General features: G+C 34.2%; 17 protein-coding genes. 5 read left to right on the top strand and 12 right to left on the bottom strand.

Translation table 11 applies throughout. The features are described from left to right. Position 1: 1 nt before the first annotated feature. Positions 2-625 carry a PASTA domain-containing protein gene (locus BLW20_RS05600; RefSeq protein ID WP_091097244.1) on the bottom strand — a complete coding sequence of 208 codons (624 nt, stop codon included), beginning with the start codon at positions 623-625 and terminating at the stop codon, positions 2-4. Between the two features lie 107 nt (positions 626-732). On the opposite strand from BLW20_RS05600, the gene BLW20_RS05605 reads away from it, so the two are divergent. The 5 genes from BLW20_RS05605 (at position 733) to BLW20_RS05625 (ending at position 4,357) form a co-directional block, all read left to right on the top strand. After that, positions 733-1,716, top strand: coding sequence for a D-alanine--D-alanine ligase (locus BLW20_RS05605; RefSeq protein ID WP_091097245.1), 984 nt, complete (start codon positions 733-735; stop codon positions 1,714-1,716). Further along, positions 1,716-2,168, top strand: coding sequence for a pantetheine-phosphate adenylyltransferase (gene coaD, locus BLW20_RS05610; protein ID WP_091097247.1), 453 nt, complete (start codon positions 1,716-1,718; stop codon positions 2,166-2,168). Before BLW20_RS05605 ends, coaD begins: the two co-directional genes overlap by 1 nt. Positions 2,169-2,180: 12 nt before the next feature. Beyond that, positions 2,181-2,618, top strand: coding sequence for a hypothetical protein (locus BLW20_RS05615; protein ID WP_091097249.1), 438 nt, complete (start codon positions 2,181-2,183; stop codon positions 2,616-2,618). Between the two features lie 124 nt (positions 2,619-2,742). After that, a complete protein-coding gene (locus tag BLW20_RS05620) occupies positions 2,743-3,288 on the top strand; it encodes a transposase (RefSeq protein ID WP_091097251.1) in 546 nt (181 codons plus the stop codon). 118 nt (positions 3,289-3,406) lie between these two features. Next, positions 3,407-4,357: an alpha/beta hydrolase gene (locus tag BLW20_RS05625; RefSeq protein ID WP_091097253.1), complete on the top strand. Its 951-nt coding sequence runs from the start codon at positions 3,407-3,409 to the stop codon at positions 4,355-4,357. 92 nt (positions 4,358-4,449) lie between these two features. Here BLW20_RS05625 and sucD read toward each other — a convergent pair whose 3' ends face one another. The 11 genes from sucD to BLW20_RS05680 form a co-directional block, all read right to left on the bottom strand. After that, positions 4,450-5,325, bottom strand: a complete 876-nt coding sequence (sucD, locus tag BLW20_RS05630) for a succinate--CoA ligase subunit alpha (protein WP_091097255.1) — start codon at positions 5,323-5,325, stop codon at positions 4,450-4,452. An 87-nt stretch (positions 5,326-5,412) separates the two neighbouring features. Continuing rightward, entirely contained in the window at positions 5,413-5,784 is a 372-nt protein-coding gene (locus BLW20_RS05635; RefSeq protein ID WP_091097257.1) for a nuclear transport factor 2 family protein, read from the bottom strand. A gap of 3 nt (positions 5,785-5,787) precedes the next feature. Then, positions 5,788-6,699, bottom strand: a complete 912-nt coding sequence (locus BLW20_RS05640) for a UDP-3-O-(3-hydroxymyristoyl)glucosamine N-acyltransferase (protein WP_091097260.1) — start codon at positions 6,697-6,699, stop codon at positions 5,788-5,790. Between the two features lie 7 nt (positions 6,700-6,706). Further along, on the bottom strand, positions 6,707-7,273 hold the full coding sequence (efp, locus tag BLW20_RS05645; protein WP_091097262.1) for an elongation factor P: 567 nt from the start codon (positions 7,271-7,273) through the stop codon (positions 6,707-6,709). Between the two features lie 26 nt (positions 7,274-7,299). Continuing rightward, complete coding sequence (gene lpxA / locus BLW20_RS05650; protein WP_091097264.1) at positions 7,300-8,085, bottom strand: acyl-ACP--UDP-N-acetylglucosamine O-acyltransferase; 786 nt, start codon at positions 8,083-8,085, stop codon at positions 7,300-7,302. An 18-nt stretch (positions 8,086-8,103) separates the two neighbouring features. Beyond that, positions 8,104-9,492 carry a bifunctional UDP-3-O-[3-hydroxymyristoyl] N-acetylglucosamine deacetylase/3-hydroxyacyl-ACP dehydratase gene (locus BLW20_RS05655; protein WP_091097266.1) on the bottom strand — a complete coding sequence of 463 codons (1,389 nt, stop codon included), beginning with the start codon at positions 9,490-9,492 and terminating at the stop codon, positions 8,104-8,106. 12 nt (positions 9,493-9,504) lie between these two features. Continuing rightward, entirely contained in the window at positions 9,505-10,533 is a 1,029-nt protein-coding gene (gene lpxD / locus BLW20_RS05660) for a UDP-3-O-(3-hydroxymyristoyl)glucosamine N-acyltransferase (protein ID WP_091097268.1), read from the bottom strand. 24 nt (positions 10,534-10,557) lie between these two features. Then, the gene (locus tag BLW20_RS05665) at positions 10,558-11,793 is read right to left on the bottom strand and encodes an HD domain-containing protein (protein ID WP_091097270.1); all 1,236 of its coding nucleotides are present in this window, start codon (positions 11,791-11,793) and stop codon (positions 10,558-10,560) included. Positions 11,794-11,884: 91 nt separating this feature from the next. Beyond that, positions 11,885-13,378, bottom strand: a complete 1,494-nt coding sequence (gene hutH, locus BLW20_RS05670) for a histidine ammonia-lyase (RefSeq protein ID WP_091097272.1) — start codon at positions 13,376-13,378, stop codon at positions 11,885-11,887. Between the two features lie 70 nt (positions 13,379-13,448). Next, positions 13,449-14,669, bottom strand: a complete 1,221-nt coding sequence (locus BLW20_RS05675; RefSeq protein WP_091097274.1) for an McrC family protein — start codon at positions 14,667-14,669, stop codon at positions 13,449-13,451. A 3-nt stretch (positions 14,670-14,672) separates the two neighbouring features. Next, positions 14,673-17,120: an McrB family protein gene (locus BLW20_RS05680; RefSeq protein ID WP_091097276.1), complete on the bottom strand. Its 2,448-nt coding sequence runs from the start codon at positions 17,118-17,120 to the stop codon at positions 14,673-14,675. Positions 17,121-17,134 lie beyond the last annotated feature (14 nt).

A 17,134-nucleotide genomic window follows, 5' to 3' on the forward strand; every position in this document is an offset into this window, starting at 1 on the left:
ATTAAAAAATTGAATCGATTTTAGGGGCAACATCTTCATACATTTCACCTAAGGAATCTATTTCCGGTTTGTATCCCAACATACCATCGCCCAAAATAAAATTGATTTTTGAGTTTTTAAGCACTTTGTCTCCCGCACGTAAAATACGTCCGTCTTGTTCAATACGCAAGACCACATCTTTGGCAAAATCAGGTTCGTATTTTGTTTCGCCTTTTACCAGACCTAACGATTCAATAATAGATGTGGCATGGCGTAATGTTCGTCCGTCTAAATTAGGCAAACGCACTGATGAATATCCTTTTGCATTAATCTTTACATATATTTTACGTCCTTCTTTTACTCCGGCATCAGCCTTTGGATCCTGCTCGGAAATCGTCAATGACGGAAAATCAGGATTGTAATCAACCGTATCAATAATTACAATTTCAAAACCATTTCCGGCAACGGCATTCATAGCACTTTCAACCTTCATTTTTTTTAAATCAGGGACTTTAATTTCTTTTCCGTGCCGCGTGTAAATACTTAAAAACTGCAAGCTGCCAAACACCAGCAAACCAATGATTACCACTGCACCTATTAATGAAAATATAAACTGCTTACTTTTTATAAATGTTGTAAAACCCATAGAGTTATTTATTTTAGCAAAGTTATCAATTATGTTACATGTATTTTTATAAATTTGTTTAAGATAAATACATCTGACAAAAATAAACTATAAAAATACATTATTAAATGAAAAATGTAGCAATTATTATGGGAGGATATTCCAGCGAATATGAAATATCCTTAAAAAGCGGTGAAGTTGTTTATAATCATTTAGATAGAACCAAATATAACCTATACAAAATACATCTTTTAACAGAAGGCTGGTTTTATGTTGACGATCACCTGAACCGTTTTGTTGTTGACAAAAACGATTTTTCGGTAACGGTAAACAACGAAAAAATAACTTTCGATGTGGTTTTTAACGCCATTCACGGAACACCGGGCGAAGATGGATTGATTCAGGCATATTTAAAACTGCTGAATATTCCACAAACCTCATGTAATTACTACCAATCGGCATTAACATTTAATAAGCGTGATATGCTGTCGGTTTTAAAACCTTACGGCATAAAAGCTGCCATTTCGTATTATTTAAACAAAGGCGATGTTATTTTAGAAGATCAGATTATTCAGCGTGTAGGCTTGCCTTGTTTTGTGAAACCCAACAAATCAGGTTCGAGTTTCGGAATTTCGATGGTAAAAGATGCTGAAGAGCTTTCAACCGCCATTGAAAAAGCGTATGCAGAAGACGATGAAATCATTATTGAAAGTTATTTGGAGGGAACCGAAGTTTCTGTGGGCGTGATAAAATATAAAGATGAAACCATTGTGCTGCCAATGACTGAAATTGTTTCTGAAAACGATTTTTTTGATTACGAAGCCAAATATGAAGGGAAATCAAGGGAAATTACTCCGGCAAGAATTTCAGAAGACGAAAAACTAAAAATTGAAGATGTTGCCAAACGCATTTACACCATTTTAAAAATGGACGGCTTTTCCCGTTCAGAATTTATTTTGGTTGGCGGTGAACCGTTTTTATTAGAAATGAATACCGTTCCAGGATTAACAGCCGAAAGCATTTTACCACAGCAAGCGCGCGAAGCCGGAATTTCGCTAAACGAATTGTTTGACAACGCTATTGAATTAGCTTTAAACCGTAGCCATTTTTAATGAAAAAAGCAGTTTTTCCCGGTTCGTTTGATCCGATAACCAACGGGCATGTAGATGTAATTACCAGAGCATTGCCTTTATTTGATGAAATTATTATTGCCATTGGTACCAATGCCGATAAAAAATACATGTTCAGTCTTGAAGAACGTATGCGTTTTATAAACGAAACTTTTGCAAACGAGCCTAAAGTTAAGGTTGAAAATTATATGGGTTTAACCATTGATTTTTGTAAAGAAAAAAATGCCGATTTTTTATTAAGAGGTTTGCGCAACCCAGCCGATTTTGAGTTTGAAAAAGCCATTGCACATGCCAACCGATTGGTTTCGGGTATTGAAACGGTTTTCTTGTTAACGGCTGTTGATACCTCATTTATCAGTTCAAGTATCGTACGTGATTTTATCCGTAACAATGGTGATTATAGTTTGTTGGTACCAAAGGCGGTGAAGAGATAAATATCTGTAGAGATGAATATTGTCCGACTAAATATTTCTATAAAATCGAACTGTGAAGTTATTTGGGGGGTCTTAACAAACGAAAAATTATTTGCAGAATGTTTCACAAAACTAAGTATTAAATGTGATAATTGGGCAATTGACAGTATTATAGAATTCTATGTTGATAATAATAAAAATTGTGATAAAGCTTTAATTAAAACATTTGAAACAAATAAATGTTTGTCTTATGAATATTATAAACATAATTCATTAAATCCAATTTTAGTTTCATTTAAACTGTCTAATAAAAACAATATTGTGAATGTTAATTTAGAAGGTAGTAACTTTATAAATAAGCGAGAATACAAACATACAATAATTGCTTGGAAAACAATGTTAAACTCTTTAAAAAAGTATACTGAAGAGATTAATAACAAAAAAAGCGATGATAAACTCGCTCAATTTTAAGCAATAACACAGCAAAAAGTTTCTTTACTTGTTTAGTATGTCTAGACCTCACAGGTTTTTGAAACCTGTGAGGTCTGAATAAAAATCTAATTCTTGAAAACTTAAGGCTAAAAAATACAACCGAATGGAAAAACAAGATTTTCTAGAAAAAGGCTATTTCTATCATATCTATAACAGAGGAAATAACAAAGAAAACTTATTTCTAGAAGAAGATAATTATGTTTACTTTCTAAATCTTGTTTCTAAGTATTTACTACCTGTTTCAGATATATATGCCTACTGTCTTTTGAAAAATCATTTTCACATTTTGCTTAAAATAAAAGATGATTTAACTGTTCCGGATGAGAAGTTGCATTTACCGTTTTCAAATTTATTCAATACTTATACTAAAGCTATAAACAAAAAATATAATCGTGAAGGTAGTCTCTTTAAAGAACGATATAAAAGAAAAAGGATTACCGACGAAAAATATTTAATGCAGAATATAGTATACATTCATCTAAATCCTATAAAACACAGATTTTCTGAGGATTTTCAAGGATATTTTCATTCTTCTTTCAATGCTCTGATTTCTAATAAATCAACAAAACTTAAAAGAAAAGAAGTGTTGGAGCTATTTGGAGGTAAAGAAAATTTTATTGATTCTCATTATATGAAAATTGATAATTAAAAAATTAAAAGTCTTCACAGGTTTCAAAAACTTGTAAAGGATATAAGAAATTATGTCTTAAAAATACATATAACAAAAAGTTTTATGCACATCTAAATATTTTTATTAAATACCGCTTATGAAAATTATCAAACCCGTTTTATTAGTGTTTTTTTTGTTTTTAACCACAGTTTTTTTTGCACAACAAACTGTTATAAAAGACATTACCTATAAAATTACGCCGGAAAGCGACTCTATCAAATTAGACCTTTATTTGCCCGAAAACCAATTATTTAAGAAAAACCCGGTAGTTGTTTTTATTCACGGTGGTGCCTGGGCTCAGGGTGATAAAAATCATGATTCTATATATTATATGCGGGCTTTGAGAGATACATTGAGAACACGTGGTTATGCTGTTGCAAGTATTAATTATCGTTTAGTTGATAAAAAAACACATCTTCCTGCCCCTGTAATTGACTGTAAAGATGCGGTACGATGGATGCATGCACATGCAGAAGATTACAACTTTGACACGGAAAACATTGGACTGTGGGGAGGTTCTGCCGGGGCACATCTTTCTTTATTAATTGGTTATACCAATGATGATTTTGCAATAGGGAATCAAGAATTACAAGCTTATTCCTCCAAAGTAAATTATATCGTAAATAATTTTGGACCTACAGATTTAAATAAAGTTCTCAAAACCAAAGCAAGTCCTTTTACCAAATTGGTTTACAAATGCTTTTTACCACAATTGTATAATATAAGAGAAAAACTGATTATTGCAATGACTTCTTACGACATTAAAACGGATAAGAAAAAAGCAATAGAAATTGCAAAAGCATATTCCCCTATGGAATTTGTTACTGAAGATGCCGTTCCCACGCTTATTATGCATGGAACAAAAGATTTTGTTGTTCCTTTTAAAGAATCTAAAAAATTAAAAAAGGCATTAGATCAAAATCATATCGAAAATACGTTTGTCAAGGTAAAAAAAGGCGATCACGGATTTAACAACATTTCAAAAGACAAACTTGATGAATTGATTGCGAAAACTGTAGAATTTATTGAACATTACAAAATGGAGTAAATCAATTGAGTTATAAAAACCGAATATTAAAAAAAGATGAGTATTAAAAAAAATACTCATCTTTTTAAATATACTATTTTATCAAAAAGAAATTATCCTAAAACTTCTTTTACTTTTTTACCGATTTCTGCCGGAGAATCAACTACGTGGATCCCGCTTTCTCTCATGATGCGTTTTTTAGCTTCTGCTGTATCGTCCGCACCACCAACAATTGCACCTGCATGCCCCATTGTACGACCTTTAGGAGCTGTTTCACCTGCAATGAATCCGATAACCGGTTTCTTGTTTCCGTTTTCTTTGATCCAACGAGCCGCATCAGCTTCTAACTGTCCGCCGATCTCACCAATCATAATGATTGCTTCTGTTTCCGGATCGTTCATTAACAATTCAACTGCTTCTTTAGTTGTTGTTCCAATAATTGGATCCCCACCAATACCAATAGCTGTTGTAATACCTAAACCTTGTTTTACCACCTGATCAGCAGCTTCGTACGTTAACGTTCCTGATTTAGAAACGATACCAACTGTTCCTTTTTTGAAAACGAAACCTGGCATGATACCCACTTTAGCTTCACCCGGAGTAATTACACCCGGACAGTTTGGACCAACCAAACGACAGTTTTCTGTGTTTTTTACATAGTCGTATGCCTTAACCATATCGGCTACCGGAATACCTTCAGTAATACAAATGATTACTTTAATACCTGCCTGGGCAGCTTCCATAATCGCATCGGCAGCAAATGCAGGCGGTACGAAAATAATAGAGGTGTCTGCACCCGCTTTTTCAACAGCATCTTGTACGGTGTTAAATACAGGTCGATCTAAATGCATTGTTCCTCCTTTACCCGGAGTAACACCACCTACAACGTTGGTACCATATTCGATCATTTGCGAGGCGTGGAACGTTCCTTCACTTCCTGTAAAGCCTTGAACTATTATTTTAGAATCTTTGTTTACTAATACACTCATGATTTATTTTAAATTATCTTTTTTTTAATTATTTTACAAAAATAAGGGTTACTGAACAATATTAAAATTTTTTGGTTTAATTTTTCATTAATTCGGCAATTGACTCATTTGAGTACCTTTATAAAGCTTACCGTCTTTTATTTCCCAAACGGCAAAAAAAGTTGCTAAAACTATTTCTTCTTCAGTATTTTCAAATGTTCTCACATAATACGTATAGCGAATCATTACTTTGTCATTGGCACTCATAATGTCATGAATCTGTGCACGCAAATCAAAATAAGAGTGTTTTAAATCTTTTGAAAGCGCCAAAAGGTCAGCATGTTCTAAAAACAAATGTCCTTTAGAACTGTACCATTCCAACTGAATATCGTCGTGAAAAACTTCTAAACAATACGTTTTACTTAATATTCCTGCCGATTCATAAAACTTTTTTACCAACTGTAAAGCATCACTATCCATTATTTATTTTACTAAGTTTTTAACTTTTGCAACGTGTTTGTAATACTCACGAGCTTCTTCTGCCGGTGCACCAAAATAGATTTTATCGTTTAACAGATTTTTAGAAACTCCGGATTTAGCTAAAACCACTGCGTTTTTACCAATGGTAATTCCACTTGTGGTTCCCACTTGTCCCCATAAAGTTACGTTATCTTCTATAACTACACAACCTGCAATGCCACATTGAGCAGCAATTAAGCACATTTCGCCAATTACGGTATCGTGCCCGATATGTACCTGATTATCAATTTTTGTTCCTTGCTTAATGCGGGTTTCGCCTGTAACACCGCGATCAATGGTACACAATGCTCCCAAAGTTACATTGTCTTCAATAACCACCGAACCGCATGAAATCAACGGATCAAAAAATCCGGGTCTTTTCTTATAATAAAACGCATCGGCACCTAAAACAGTACCTGCATGAATGGTTACATTGTCGCCAATGGTCGTGTAATCGTTAAGCACCACATTGGGATAAATGATGCAGTTTTTGCCTATTTTTACGTGGTTTCCAACAAAAGCATTGGGTTGAATAACAGTTCCCTCGCCTATTTCGGCTGTTTCTGAAATAGCTGTTGATGATGCTTGAAACGGACGAAAATAAGTTGACAATTTATTAAAATCGCGGAAAGGATCATCAGAAATCAACAAAGCTTTTCCATCGGGGCATTCCACATCTTTATTAATCAATATAATTGATGCATTTGAATTTAATGCTTTGTCATAATACTTTGGGTGATCCACAAAAACAATTTCGCCCGGTTGTACCACGTGGATTTCGTTCATTCCTAAAACAGGAAAATCGGGAGTACCAACAAAGGAACACCCAATTATTTCTGCAATATTTTCTAAACGATAGGTTTTAGGAAATCTCATTTAAAAATTACTCTTTAATTCTTTCCACATAGCTACCTGAAGCCGTGTCGATTTTAATTTTATCGCCTTCGTTAATAAACAAAGGTACATTTACTTGTGCACCTGTTTCTACGGTTGCAGGTTTTGTTGCATTTGTTGCCGTATTACCTTTTACACCAGGCTCTGTATAAGTTACTTCTAAAATTACAGATGCCGGCATATCTACAGACAATGGCGATTCTGTTTCTGTATTGATCTGAACCATTACATTGGTGCCTTCTTTTAATAAATCAGGAGCATCTAAAATGTTTTTATCTAACGTAATTTGTTCAAAAGTTTCGGTATTCATAAAGTGGAAATCGTTTCCTTCGTTATATAAATACTGAAATGTGTGTGTTTCTACACGAACAACATCAATTTTATGACCTGCTGAAAAAGTGTTATCTAACGTTTTTCCGGTAGTTAAACTTTTCATTTTTGTTCTAACGAAAGCAGGTCCTTTACCTGGTTTTACGTGTAAAAATTCAACTATTTTAAAAATATCGTTATTATATTTAATACATAAACCGTTTCTAATGTCTGCAGTACTTGCCATATATTTTATTTTTGTTTTGCTTTTTATTAATAAATTCCTGTATAACCTTTCATGATACCGCGTGATGAATTACGCACAAACTGGATGATTTCATCGCGTTCCGGCGTTGCCTCCATATCGGTTTCTATCAGTTCAATTGCCTGAGAGTTGTTGTAATTTTGCTGATACAACACACGATAGATATTTTGTATCTCTCTGATTTTATCTGAATCAAACCCTCTCCTTCTCAATCCTACCGAATTGATACCTACATACGAAATGGGTTCGCGGGCTGCTTTGATATACGGCGGAACATCTTTACGTACCAACGTACCACCTGTTATAAACGAGTGAGAGCCAATGGTACAAAACTGATGTACGGCAACCATTCCTGCTAAAACCACAAAATCGCCCACTGTTACGTGCCCAGCTAATGTGCTTGAGTTTGAAAAAATACAGTTATCACCCACCACACAATCGTGTGCAATGTGGCTGTAAGCCTGTATTAAACAGTTTTTACCAATAACGGTACGGTATCTGTCTTTTGTACCGCGGTTAATGGTAACACATTCTCTTATTGTTGTATTATCACCTATTTCGGCAGTAGTTTCTTCTCCGTCAAATTTTAAATCCTGTGGTTCAGCCGATATAACAGCACCTGGAAAAATGCGGCAGTTTTTGCCTATTCGTGCGCCTTCCATAATGGTAACATTCGACCCAATCCAAGTACCTTCGCCAATTTCAACATTATTGTGAATGGTAGTAAAAGGTTCAATTACCACATTTTTAGCAATTTTTGCTCCGGGATGAACGTATGCTAATGGTTGATTCATTCTTTTAATTATTAATTACTATTTTGCTTTTACAATCTGTGCCATTAATTCGGCTTCGGTAGCAATTTTACCATTGGCATAAGCAACTGCCTGCATATGACAAATTCCTCTACGAATCGGGCTGATCAAATCTAATTTAAAAATTAATGTATCGCCCGGCAACACTTGTTGTTTAAAGCGTACATTATCTATTTTCATAAAATAAGTCAGGTAATTTTCAGGATCAGGAACGGTGCTTAATGCTAAAATACCACCTGTTTGTGCCATGGCTTCTATGATTAAAACCCCCGGCATTACCGGTGCCCCCGGAAAATGCCCCTGAAAAAAGGCTTCGTTCATGGTTACGTTTTTCAACCCTACCACGTGCGAATCTGACAATTCTATAATTTTATCTACTAAAATCATTGGAAACCTGTGCGGTAACATGTTCATAATTTTAGTAATATCCATTAAAGGTTCTTTGTTTAAATCAAAAACCGGAACCTGATTTCTGCGTTCTGTTTTGATAATTTTAGACATTTTCTTTGCAAACTGCGTGTTTACAAAATGCCCTGGTTTATTTGCTATAACTTTTCCGCGAATGCGAGTACCAATCAATGCTAAATCACCCACCACGTCTAACAATTTATGGCGTGCTGCTTCGTTAGGGTAATGCAGTGTTAAGTTATCTAAAATTCCGTTTGGTTTTACAGCGATATCGTCTTTGCCAAACGCTACTTTTAATCGTTGTAATGTTTCGTCTGAAATTTCTTTGTCAACATATACAATGGCATTATTTAAATCGCCACCTTTTATTAAACCATGTGCCAGTAAAGTTTCAATTTCATGAAGAAAACTAAAAGTTCTTGCTTCTGAGATTTCTTCTTTAAAATCGTTCATACTCTTAAGGGTCGCATTTTGTGTACCTAAAACCTTGGTTCCAAAATCAACCATGGTGGTTATCTGGTATTCATCTGCCGGCATTACAATAATTTCGCTCCCTGTTCTTTCATCAACATAAGAGATGACTTCTTTTACAATATATTCATCTCGTTCTGCATCTTGCTCTATAATTCCTGCTTTTTCTACTGCCTGAACAAAATATTTAGATGACCCATCCATAATTGGTGGCTCTGAAGCATTTAGCTCTATAATAACATTATCTAAATCACAACCAATAAATGCTGCCAGCACATGTTCTGTTGTGTGTAGCTGTACTCCTTTATGCTCTAAATTTGTTCCCCGTTCAGTAGAAACCACGTAATTTGCATCTGCCTCGATAACCGGATTCCCAGGTAAATCTACTCGCACAAAAGTAAAACCATTATTTACAGGTGCAGGTTTTAAAGTCATAACAACTTGTTGTCCTGTGTGCAAACCCACTCCGTTAATTGTTACTTCCTGAGCGATGGTTTTTTGTTTAACCATAACTATATTAGCTTAATTTTCTTTATCTTTTATCTTTTTTAACTCTTCAATATCTTTTACAATATTCGGCAATTTTTTGAAATAAATATACGATTTTGTGAAATCATTATATGGCATTGCAGGAGATCCCTGTATTACGTCGCCATCTTTAATACTTTTACCAACACCTGTTTGTGCCTGAATGCGTACATTATCGCCAATGGTAATATGCCCAACAATACCTACTTGACCGCCAATAATACAGTTTTTACCAATTTTTGCCGAACCAGCTACCCCGGTTTGTGAAGCAATAACTGTATTTTCGCCCACTTCGACATTATGCGCAATCTGAATTTGGTTGTCTAACTTCACGCCTTTTCTGATAATGGTAGAACCCAATGTAGCACGATCAACTGTGGTACAAGAACCTATTTCTACATTATCTTCAATAACCACGTTTCCTATTTGAGGGATCTTAGCATACGTACCATCGGTATTCGGTGCAAAACCAAATCCGTCAGAACCAATGATGGTCCCGGAATGAATAACACAATTTTTGCCTATAACTGATTCAGAATAAATTCGTGCCCCGGCAAATAAAATCGTGTTATCGCCTATGGTAACATTATCGCCCACAAATGAATTGGGATAAATTTTTACGTTATTTCCAATCTTCGTGTTTTTCCCAATATATGAAAAACTCCCCAAATACAAATCATCGCCGTATTCAACACCTTCTGAAATAACAGAGGGTTGTTCAATACCCGATTTCATTAATTTTATTTGATTGGCATATTCTAAAATCTTTGTAAAAGCACTGTAAGAATCATCTACCTGAATCATTGTTGCTTTTACAGGCTGTGTGGGTTGGAAATCTTTATTTACAATGACAACCGACGCTTCGGTTGTGTATAAAAAGTGTTTGTATTTTAAATTAGACAGAAAGGTAATAGACCCTTTGTCGCCTTCTTCGATTTTAGATAATTTAGATACCTCAACCGTAGAATCGCCCACAATGACTCCGTTTAATACCTCGGCAATTTGTTCTGCTGTAATTTTCATTAACTACAAAAATATAATTTTTTATTAATTTTTATGAATACTTTTTGGATAACAAATAAAGTATTTATAAACAGGTTCAGACAATGCTTTTAAATTGTATTGATCTGACGCTTCTAATACATCGATAATTTGTTTGCTTTTTGTAATGATTCTTATAGGATCTGCCTTTAAATCATACGCCTGATTTCTAAGTTTATCACCAAAAACAAAGTAATCTAACTCTTCGTTACGTACCTGAACTTTTTCTTTACATAAAGCTTGATAATGATCTAATCTTGAGTTAAATTCCTCTTTAGTAACCAACTGTACATGAAATAATTTTCTGTTTACAATGGCGTTGCTTAAATAAGACAAAACCTTGTCTGTGTGAAACTGCCAGTTTTTCAATGCGGTGTAAATATCGGCATCGTCTAACAAGGCAAAATTGTTTAAAACTGCTTTATCAAAATCGGCTTTTAAAACAGAGTTTTCCAGGAAAAATTTTAATGCGTTGCTTGCCGGCAAATCTATTCCCTGCAAAGTTAATTGCTTGGCTCTTTTTAAAATCTTAGCCAAAAGCAACTCTGCTCCCACGCTGGTTTTGTGCAAATAGCATTGCCAATACATTAACCTGCGGGCTACTAAAAATTTTTCTACTGAATAAATTCCTTTCTCTTCAACGACCAAAACATCGTTATGTACATTAATCATCTGAATCAATCGTTCGGAATTAATATTTCCTTCGGCAACGCCACTGTAAAAACTATCGCGTTTTAAATAATCCATACGATCCATATCCAATTGCGATGAAATCAATTGAATTAAGAATCTGCGCGAATAATTTCCTTTAAAAATTTCAATTGCCAAAGAAAGTTTTCCTTCAAACTCTTTATTCAAAGCTTCCATAAACAACAACGAAATTTCTTCGTGCTGAACGTTTTCCACAATGCTGTGTTCCATTGCATGCGAAAAAGGCCCGTGACCAATATCATGCAATAAAATAGCGATGTACAACGCCTGTTCTTCTTCGTTAGAAATCTCGATATTTTTAAATCGCAACACTTGAACAGCTTTCTGCATCATGTGCATGCACCCCAACGCGTGATGAAAGCGTGTATGTTCGGCACCGGGATAAACCAAAGACGACAAACCCATTTGTTTAATTCTACGCAAACGCTGAAAATATGGGTGTTGCATTAAATCGTACAACAAAGTTGTGGGTATGGTTATAAAACCATAAATGGGGTCGTTTAAAATTTTTAGTTTATTTTCGGATCTCAAAATGATTTCGTAATAAAAATATCACGCAAATATAACCATTTTCGCAAAAGAAAAATGCACTTTTGTATAACTAAAAGTGCATTTGGTATAATTAATTGAATTGGTAGTTGCTTAAAAACTGAATACTTTTTTGAATATCGTAATGTAAAATACGGTCTTCTTCTACTGTTGGAACTTCTTTTCTGTAATCACTTACAAAGTTTTCTATAAAATCGCTCGATTTTCCTGGTCGGCGGAATTCTAAAGCCTGTGCTGCATTAAATAATTCGATAGCGAGAATTCGTTCTAAATTATCAACGATTTTCAAGGTTTTTGTAGCTGCATTTGCGCCCATACTCACATGATCTTCTTGTCCGTTGCTCGATACGATACTATCGATACTTGCAGGTGTTGCCAATTGTTTGTTTTGACTAACGATACTTGCTGCGGTGTATTGCGGAATCATGAAACCTGAATTTAAGCCCGGATTATTTACCAAAAACGGAGGTAAATTACGTAAACCCGAAATTAACTGATAGGTTCTTCGTTCTGAGATGTTTCCTAATTCTGCCAAGGCAATTCCCAAGAAATCTAAGGCTAATGCCAATGGTTGTCCGTGGAAATTTCCGCCCGAAACAATCAAATCTTCATCTACAAAAATATTGGGATTATCGGTTACCGAATTAATTTCGGTTTTGAAAACTTTTTCTACATATTCAATAGCATCTTTTGATGCACCGTGCACCTGTGGCATACAACGGAACGAATACGGATCCTGTACGTGTTTTTTAGGTTGTTTGATCAATTCGCTTCCTTCTAAAATTTCAGAAATATACGCCGCCGTATTTACCTGACCTTTATGCGGACGAACGATGTGTATCAGATTGTTAAAAGGATCAATTCTTCCATCGAATCCTTCTAAAGAAACCGCTCCAATAACATCTGCCAATTGTGACAGCTTAGCGGTTTTCAGCAAGATATAAGCTCCGTACGAACTCATAAACTGCGTACCGTTTAACAACGCCAGGCCTTCTTTTGATTTTAATTTGATCATTTCCCAGTTCATAGCGGTCAGCATTTCTTTGGCTGTGATACGTTTTCCGTTCATAAAAACCTCACCTTCGCCAATTAACGGCAAACACAAATGTGCCAACGGAGCCAAATCGCCCGACGCACCTAACGATCCTTGGGTATACACCACCGGTAAAATGTTGTGGTTGTAAAAGTCAATCAACCGTTCAACCGTTTGTAACTGAACACCCGAATTACCGTAACTTAACGATTTAATTTTAAGCAAAAGCATTATTTTCACAATATCGTGCGGAACTTCATCGCCGGTTCCGCAAGCGTGTGATTTCATTAGATTTTCTTGTAAAGTAGTTAAATCTTCTGTAGAAATTTTAACACTGTACAACGATCCAAAACCGGTATTGATTCCGTAAATAGGATTGGTTTCGGTTTCCATTTTCTGATCTAAATAAGCACGGCATTTATTAATGTTTGCAATGGCTTCTTCTGAAAGTGCCAAAGGGTAATTTTCTGTAATTATAGTATTTAGCTCTTCTAAACTTAACGTGTTGTTGCTGATATAATAAGTTGTGGGCATAATCTTTTTATTAAAAAGCCAAAATTCCTAAAACTTATCTATAAAACAAAATGTTTTGATGAATTATAACTTAATAATACATTTTAGCAAAGATTTCATTTGCTAAAACTCGACTGTTCTTTATTGTTTGTTCGTTGGTTATGTCCACAAATCCGAGTTTACATTTCTTGCCTAAATTGTCATAATGAAATGTTCCATATTCACTGTCTTTTTGATTGCTTTTAGGATAAAGCAACAATGTTTTTTCGGCTTTCCAATGCAGATTATAAACAAACATTTGCTTTAAATCATCATCTGATGGATTATTGGCTTCAATGATTTTCCACTTGGTATCAATGACAAAAGTTTCGTCTTTGGTTTTTATAACAATGTCTGGACGAATGTGTTTATTTTCCCAAAACTTATCGGAGTTTTGAAACGACACTTCTATTTCATCTGTTTTGTGTTTTTGAAGAATACGGAAAATATATTCTTCCCACAAAACATTCATATCGAATAAAAGTGTGAGTAAATGCTCATTTCCGTAATTCAAACTTGGCGAATAATTCAGAATGATGATTTTTGCTATATCAATCGCTTTTTGATAGTCATTATTTTTTCGGTCAATAATGATTTTATCGAAATGCTTCTTCTGAATATTGATGTTTTCAATGTCTTGAAATTCAAATAGCAATCGATTTAGTTTGTCCTTTAAAGAATCATTGACAAAAGTCTTCAAAACCAGTAAACCTTTATAAAGAATTTGATGTAACAAATGATTTTTATCGTAAATCTGATGTTCGCAATAAAAATGTTCTTTATGCACTAAATTATGCTGAATGTTTTGAGAGAAAAGCAATTTTCCTTTTAGTGCGTTTTGATTGGATTGATTTTTTCTGTATTTCTTTATCAATCCTTTTTTTATCAATCGTTCGATTTCATTTAAATACAATTCAAAATAAACATCTAAGATCGAATGATAGCGTTTTTTGAGTTGCGTTTCTGAAATGGATTCTACTTGAATTTTCTTGCAGACTTTTAGCATATTGAGTAGCACATTTTGCCATAAATTTTTGTCTGTATTTTCGTTGTTGTCGGCTTTAGGAAGAACCTCAATGGTTAATCCACCAATTTGAATCACTCCAACATAACTTCCAAATCGGATTCCTTGATGAATAATCGTGAAATATTTGTTTTGATGCAGTTCGTTAAATTTTACCATAGCATCAAAATGATGTTTTCGGAAATCTTCCGAATCATCGTATCGCAATTTTTGATACTCAAAAACCTGTATAAACTTTTTATTCTGCATCAATTAGTCTCCGTAAACAGCAATAAAAGTTTGTTCGTCCCAATTTTCAAAAGGCGTAAAACGATATACTTTTTTATCTTCTAAAAAGTCATTTTCGTAGGTGAAGTTCTTCGGGAATTTTGCCTGATTTTCTTCTTGATAAATAAAACCTCCTCCCAAGACCAAACCGATTTTTCCGAAATCTCCATAGAAATATTCTTCCAAAAGCGGAATGATTTTGTCTTTAAAAGTTTGTTTTAAATCTTCCAAATTTTGAATTCCGATAAAATACGAATGTCCGATTTGATGGTCTTTGTCTATCAATACTTCAATACGTTGATTAATCGTTTCTAAAAGTTGTTTCAAATCAACATCCTGATATTCGGAATCAAGCAAAACACTTGGATTCGGCTGCATTTCAACGAATGAAAAACGTCTTCTCAAAGCGGTGTCCAATGCTTCTACACTTCGGTCGGCTGTGTTCATTGTTCCGATGATGTCTACATTTTTTGGAACTCCAAATTCTCTCTTTGAATAAGGAAGTTTTACTTTAAGTTCGTTGACTGCACCAATTCGTTTGTCGGGTTCAATCAACGTAATCAATTCTCCGAAAATAGCCGAAACATTTCCTCGGTTGATTTCATCTATAAAAATAGCATAGCGATTTTCCGGGTCGCTTTGAGCTTTCAGGCATAAATCTTTAAAGATTCCATTTTCAATCTGATAAGAAACAGATTCTTTACCTTCTTCCATAACAGGCTTTATGCCTTCAATAAAATCTTCATAAGAAAATGATTGGTGGAAAGTTGTAAATACGTAATGTTTGATTTCTTTTTTAGGATTCGGCTTAAAATTATTGACAGAATCGAGAATATCGTAAATTTCGGGTGCTTGTTCTTTTAATTCATTTTCAAGTAATTCCCATTTTTTATCTTTTGTTTTGTCAAAAATATAAGGCGGTTGTCTTTGCGTATAATTGACCGTTTTTGATTCAATTACAGTATGAAATTGTAAATTTCCCCATATCGTTGCCCGAACATTTTTTGATTCAGATAGAACCGCTTTTTTAGAGACCCAACGGTTTTCTAAAATATCATTGACTTTGCTTGTTCCCATTTCTAAAAGAGCCAAAGCAATGGTTTGCCACCAAGTCAATCCACTCACAATTTCTTCAAAATAAGATTCCGGACTTATACTTTTTTCAGAAATTGTGTACTTAGGAAAATATTCGTTTCTCAATGTATATGTTTTTCCTGTTCCTGGAGCTCCGAAAAGGATTAGATTTAGCGGAATCTTTTTATCAGAATTTATGTTTTCCATTGGTTTTTCGGTTGTTGTTTGATATTCTAATTGGCTCAAAATTTCATTTCTAAAATCAATATCAAAAGCCATTCTTTCCAATTCCTTTTTATTGTATTTGGAATAACCTGAAATTTGAGTGCGATTAAGTACTAACTCAACTGCATCAAACACCTTTGCTTGATGATTAGTAATTTCTAAAATATTATCTGTGCCGTTCCAAAATGCAGTTGGATTCCCGTTAAAAATAGAATGCTTCTTAGTTAAAGCTTCAGTAGATATAGCACCAAATGTTAATTCAGTGCTATTCGAATTGTTAACTTGGAGAATGTATCTTTGACCTATCGTGAACACAATAAATTTTTTGTCTCTAAAATTAAAAACCAATCTTTGGTCATTTTGCTGTAAGTCGAATTTTTCAATGATTTTATCTAAAAACTCATAGTATTCCTCCAAATCTTTTCGATTAAAATCTTTCAATAGACTGACTAAATCTGTTTCTTTAAAATCTTCTCTAAAAACGACATACAAAACATTTTGGATCATCAAGAATTTATCGTCCCAATTGGTTTTGGGATAGAAACTACGATAGGTTTGAATGAATTCTTCATGGAGAAGATTCTCTTGGATGATTTGGTTGGCTAATTCTTGTAAATGCAAAAATCGTTCTCCCGCGTTTTTTGTTTTGATGTTGAGTTGTTCACAGAAATTTTTGTAATAATCTGCTTTGTACAACATATATTTTTCAGGATAACGAAAAGCAAGATAAACAGAAATTGTCCGTTCATCTTGTTGGGCGTTGATATTAGTTCTGTTTAATGCTTGTCTGACTTCGGGCAATAATTTCTCTGATTCGGATTGAAAAGTTTTTATTCTTTGTGAAACATCAAGAGATTCGTCATACAAGTTGCGAAACATTTCGCTTGTTTTTTCGGGAAAATTTTGAGCTGATTTTTCGATAAAACCCCACGAATTTTGATAAAGTAAGTTTGATACTTTACTGAAAGAAGCTCGAAACATTAGATAAAAGTCTTCTGTTTCTAAACTCCAATTCTGCTGAAAAGTATCAATTGCCAAATATTTATAGGCTTCACGAGGTTCTCCCTTTTTTTCTAAAACGTCAATGTATTTCTCAATCAATTGAACGGTTATATTTTCTAAATTTTCAGTCATTCCTTCATATATTT

Source organism: Paenimyroides marinum, assembly GCF_900108395.1.
In the GTDB taxonomy this organism is placed as follows: Bacteria; Bacteroidota; Bacteroidia; order Flavobacteriales; family Flavobacteriaceae; genus Flavobacterium; species Flavobacterium marinum.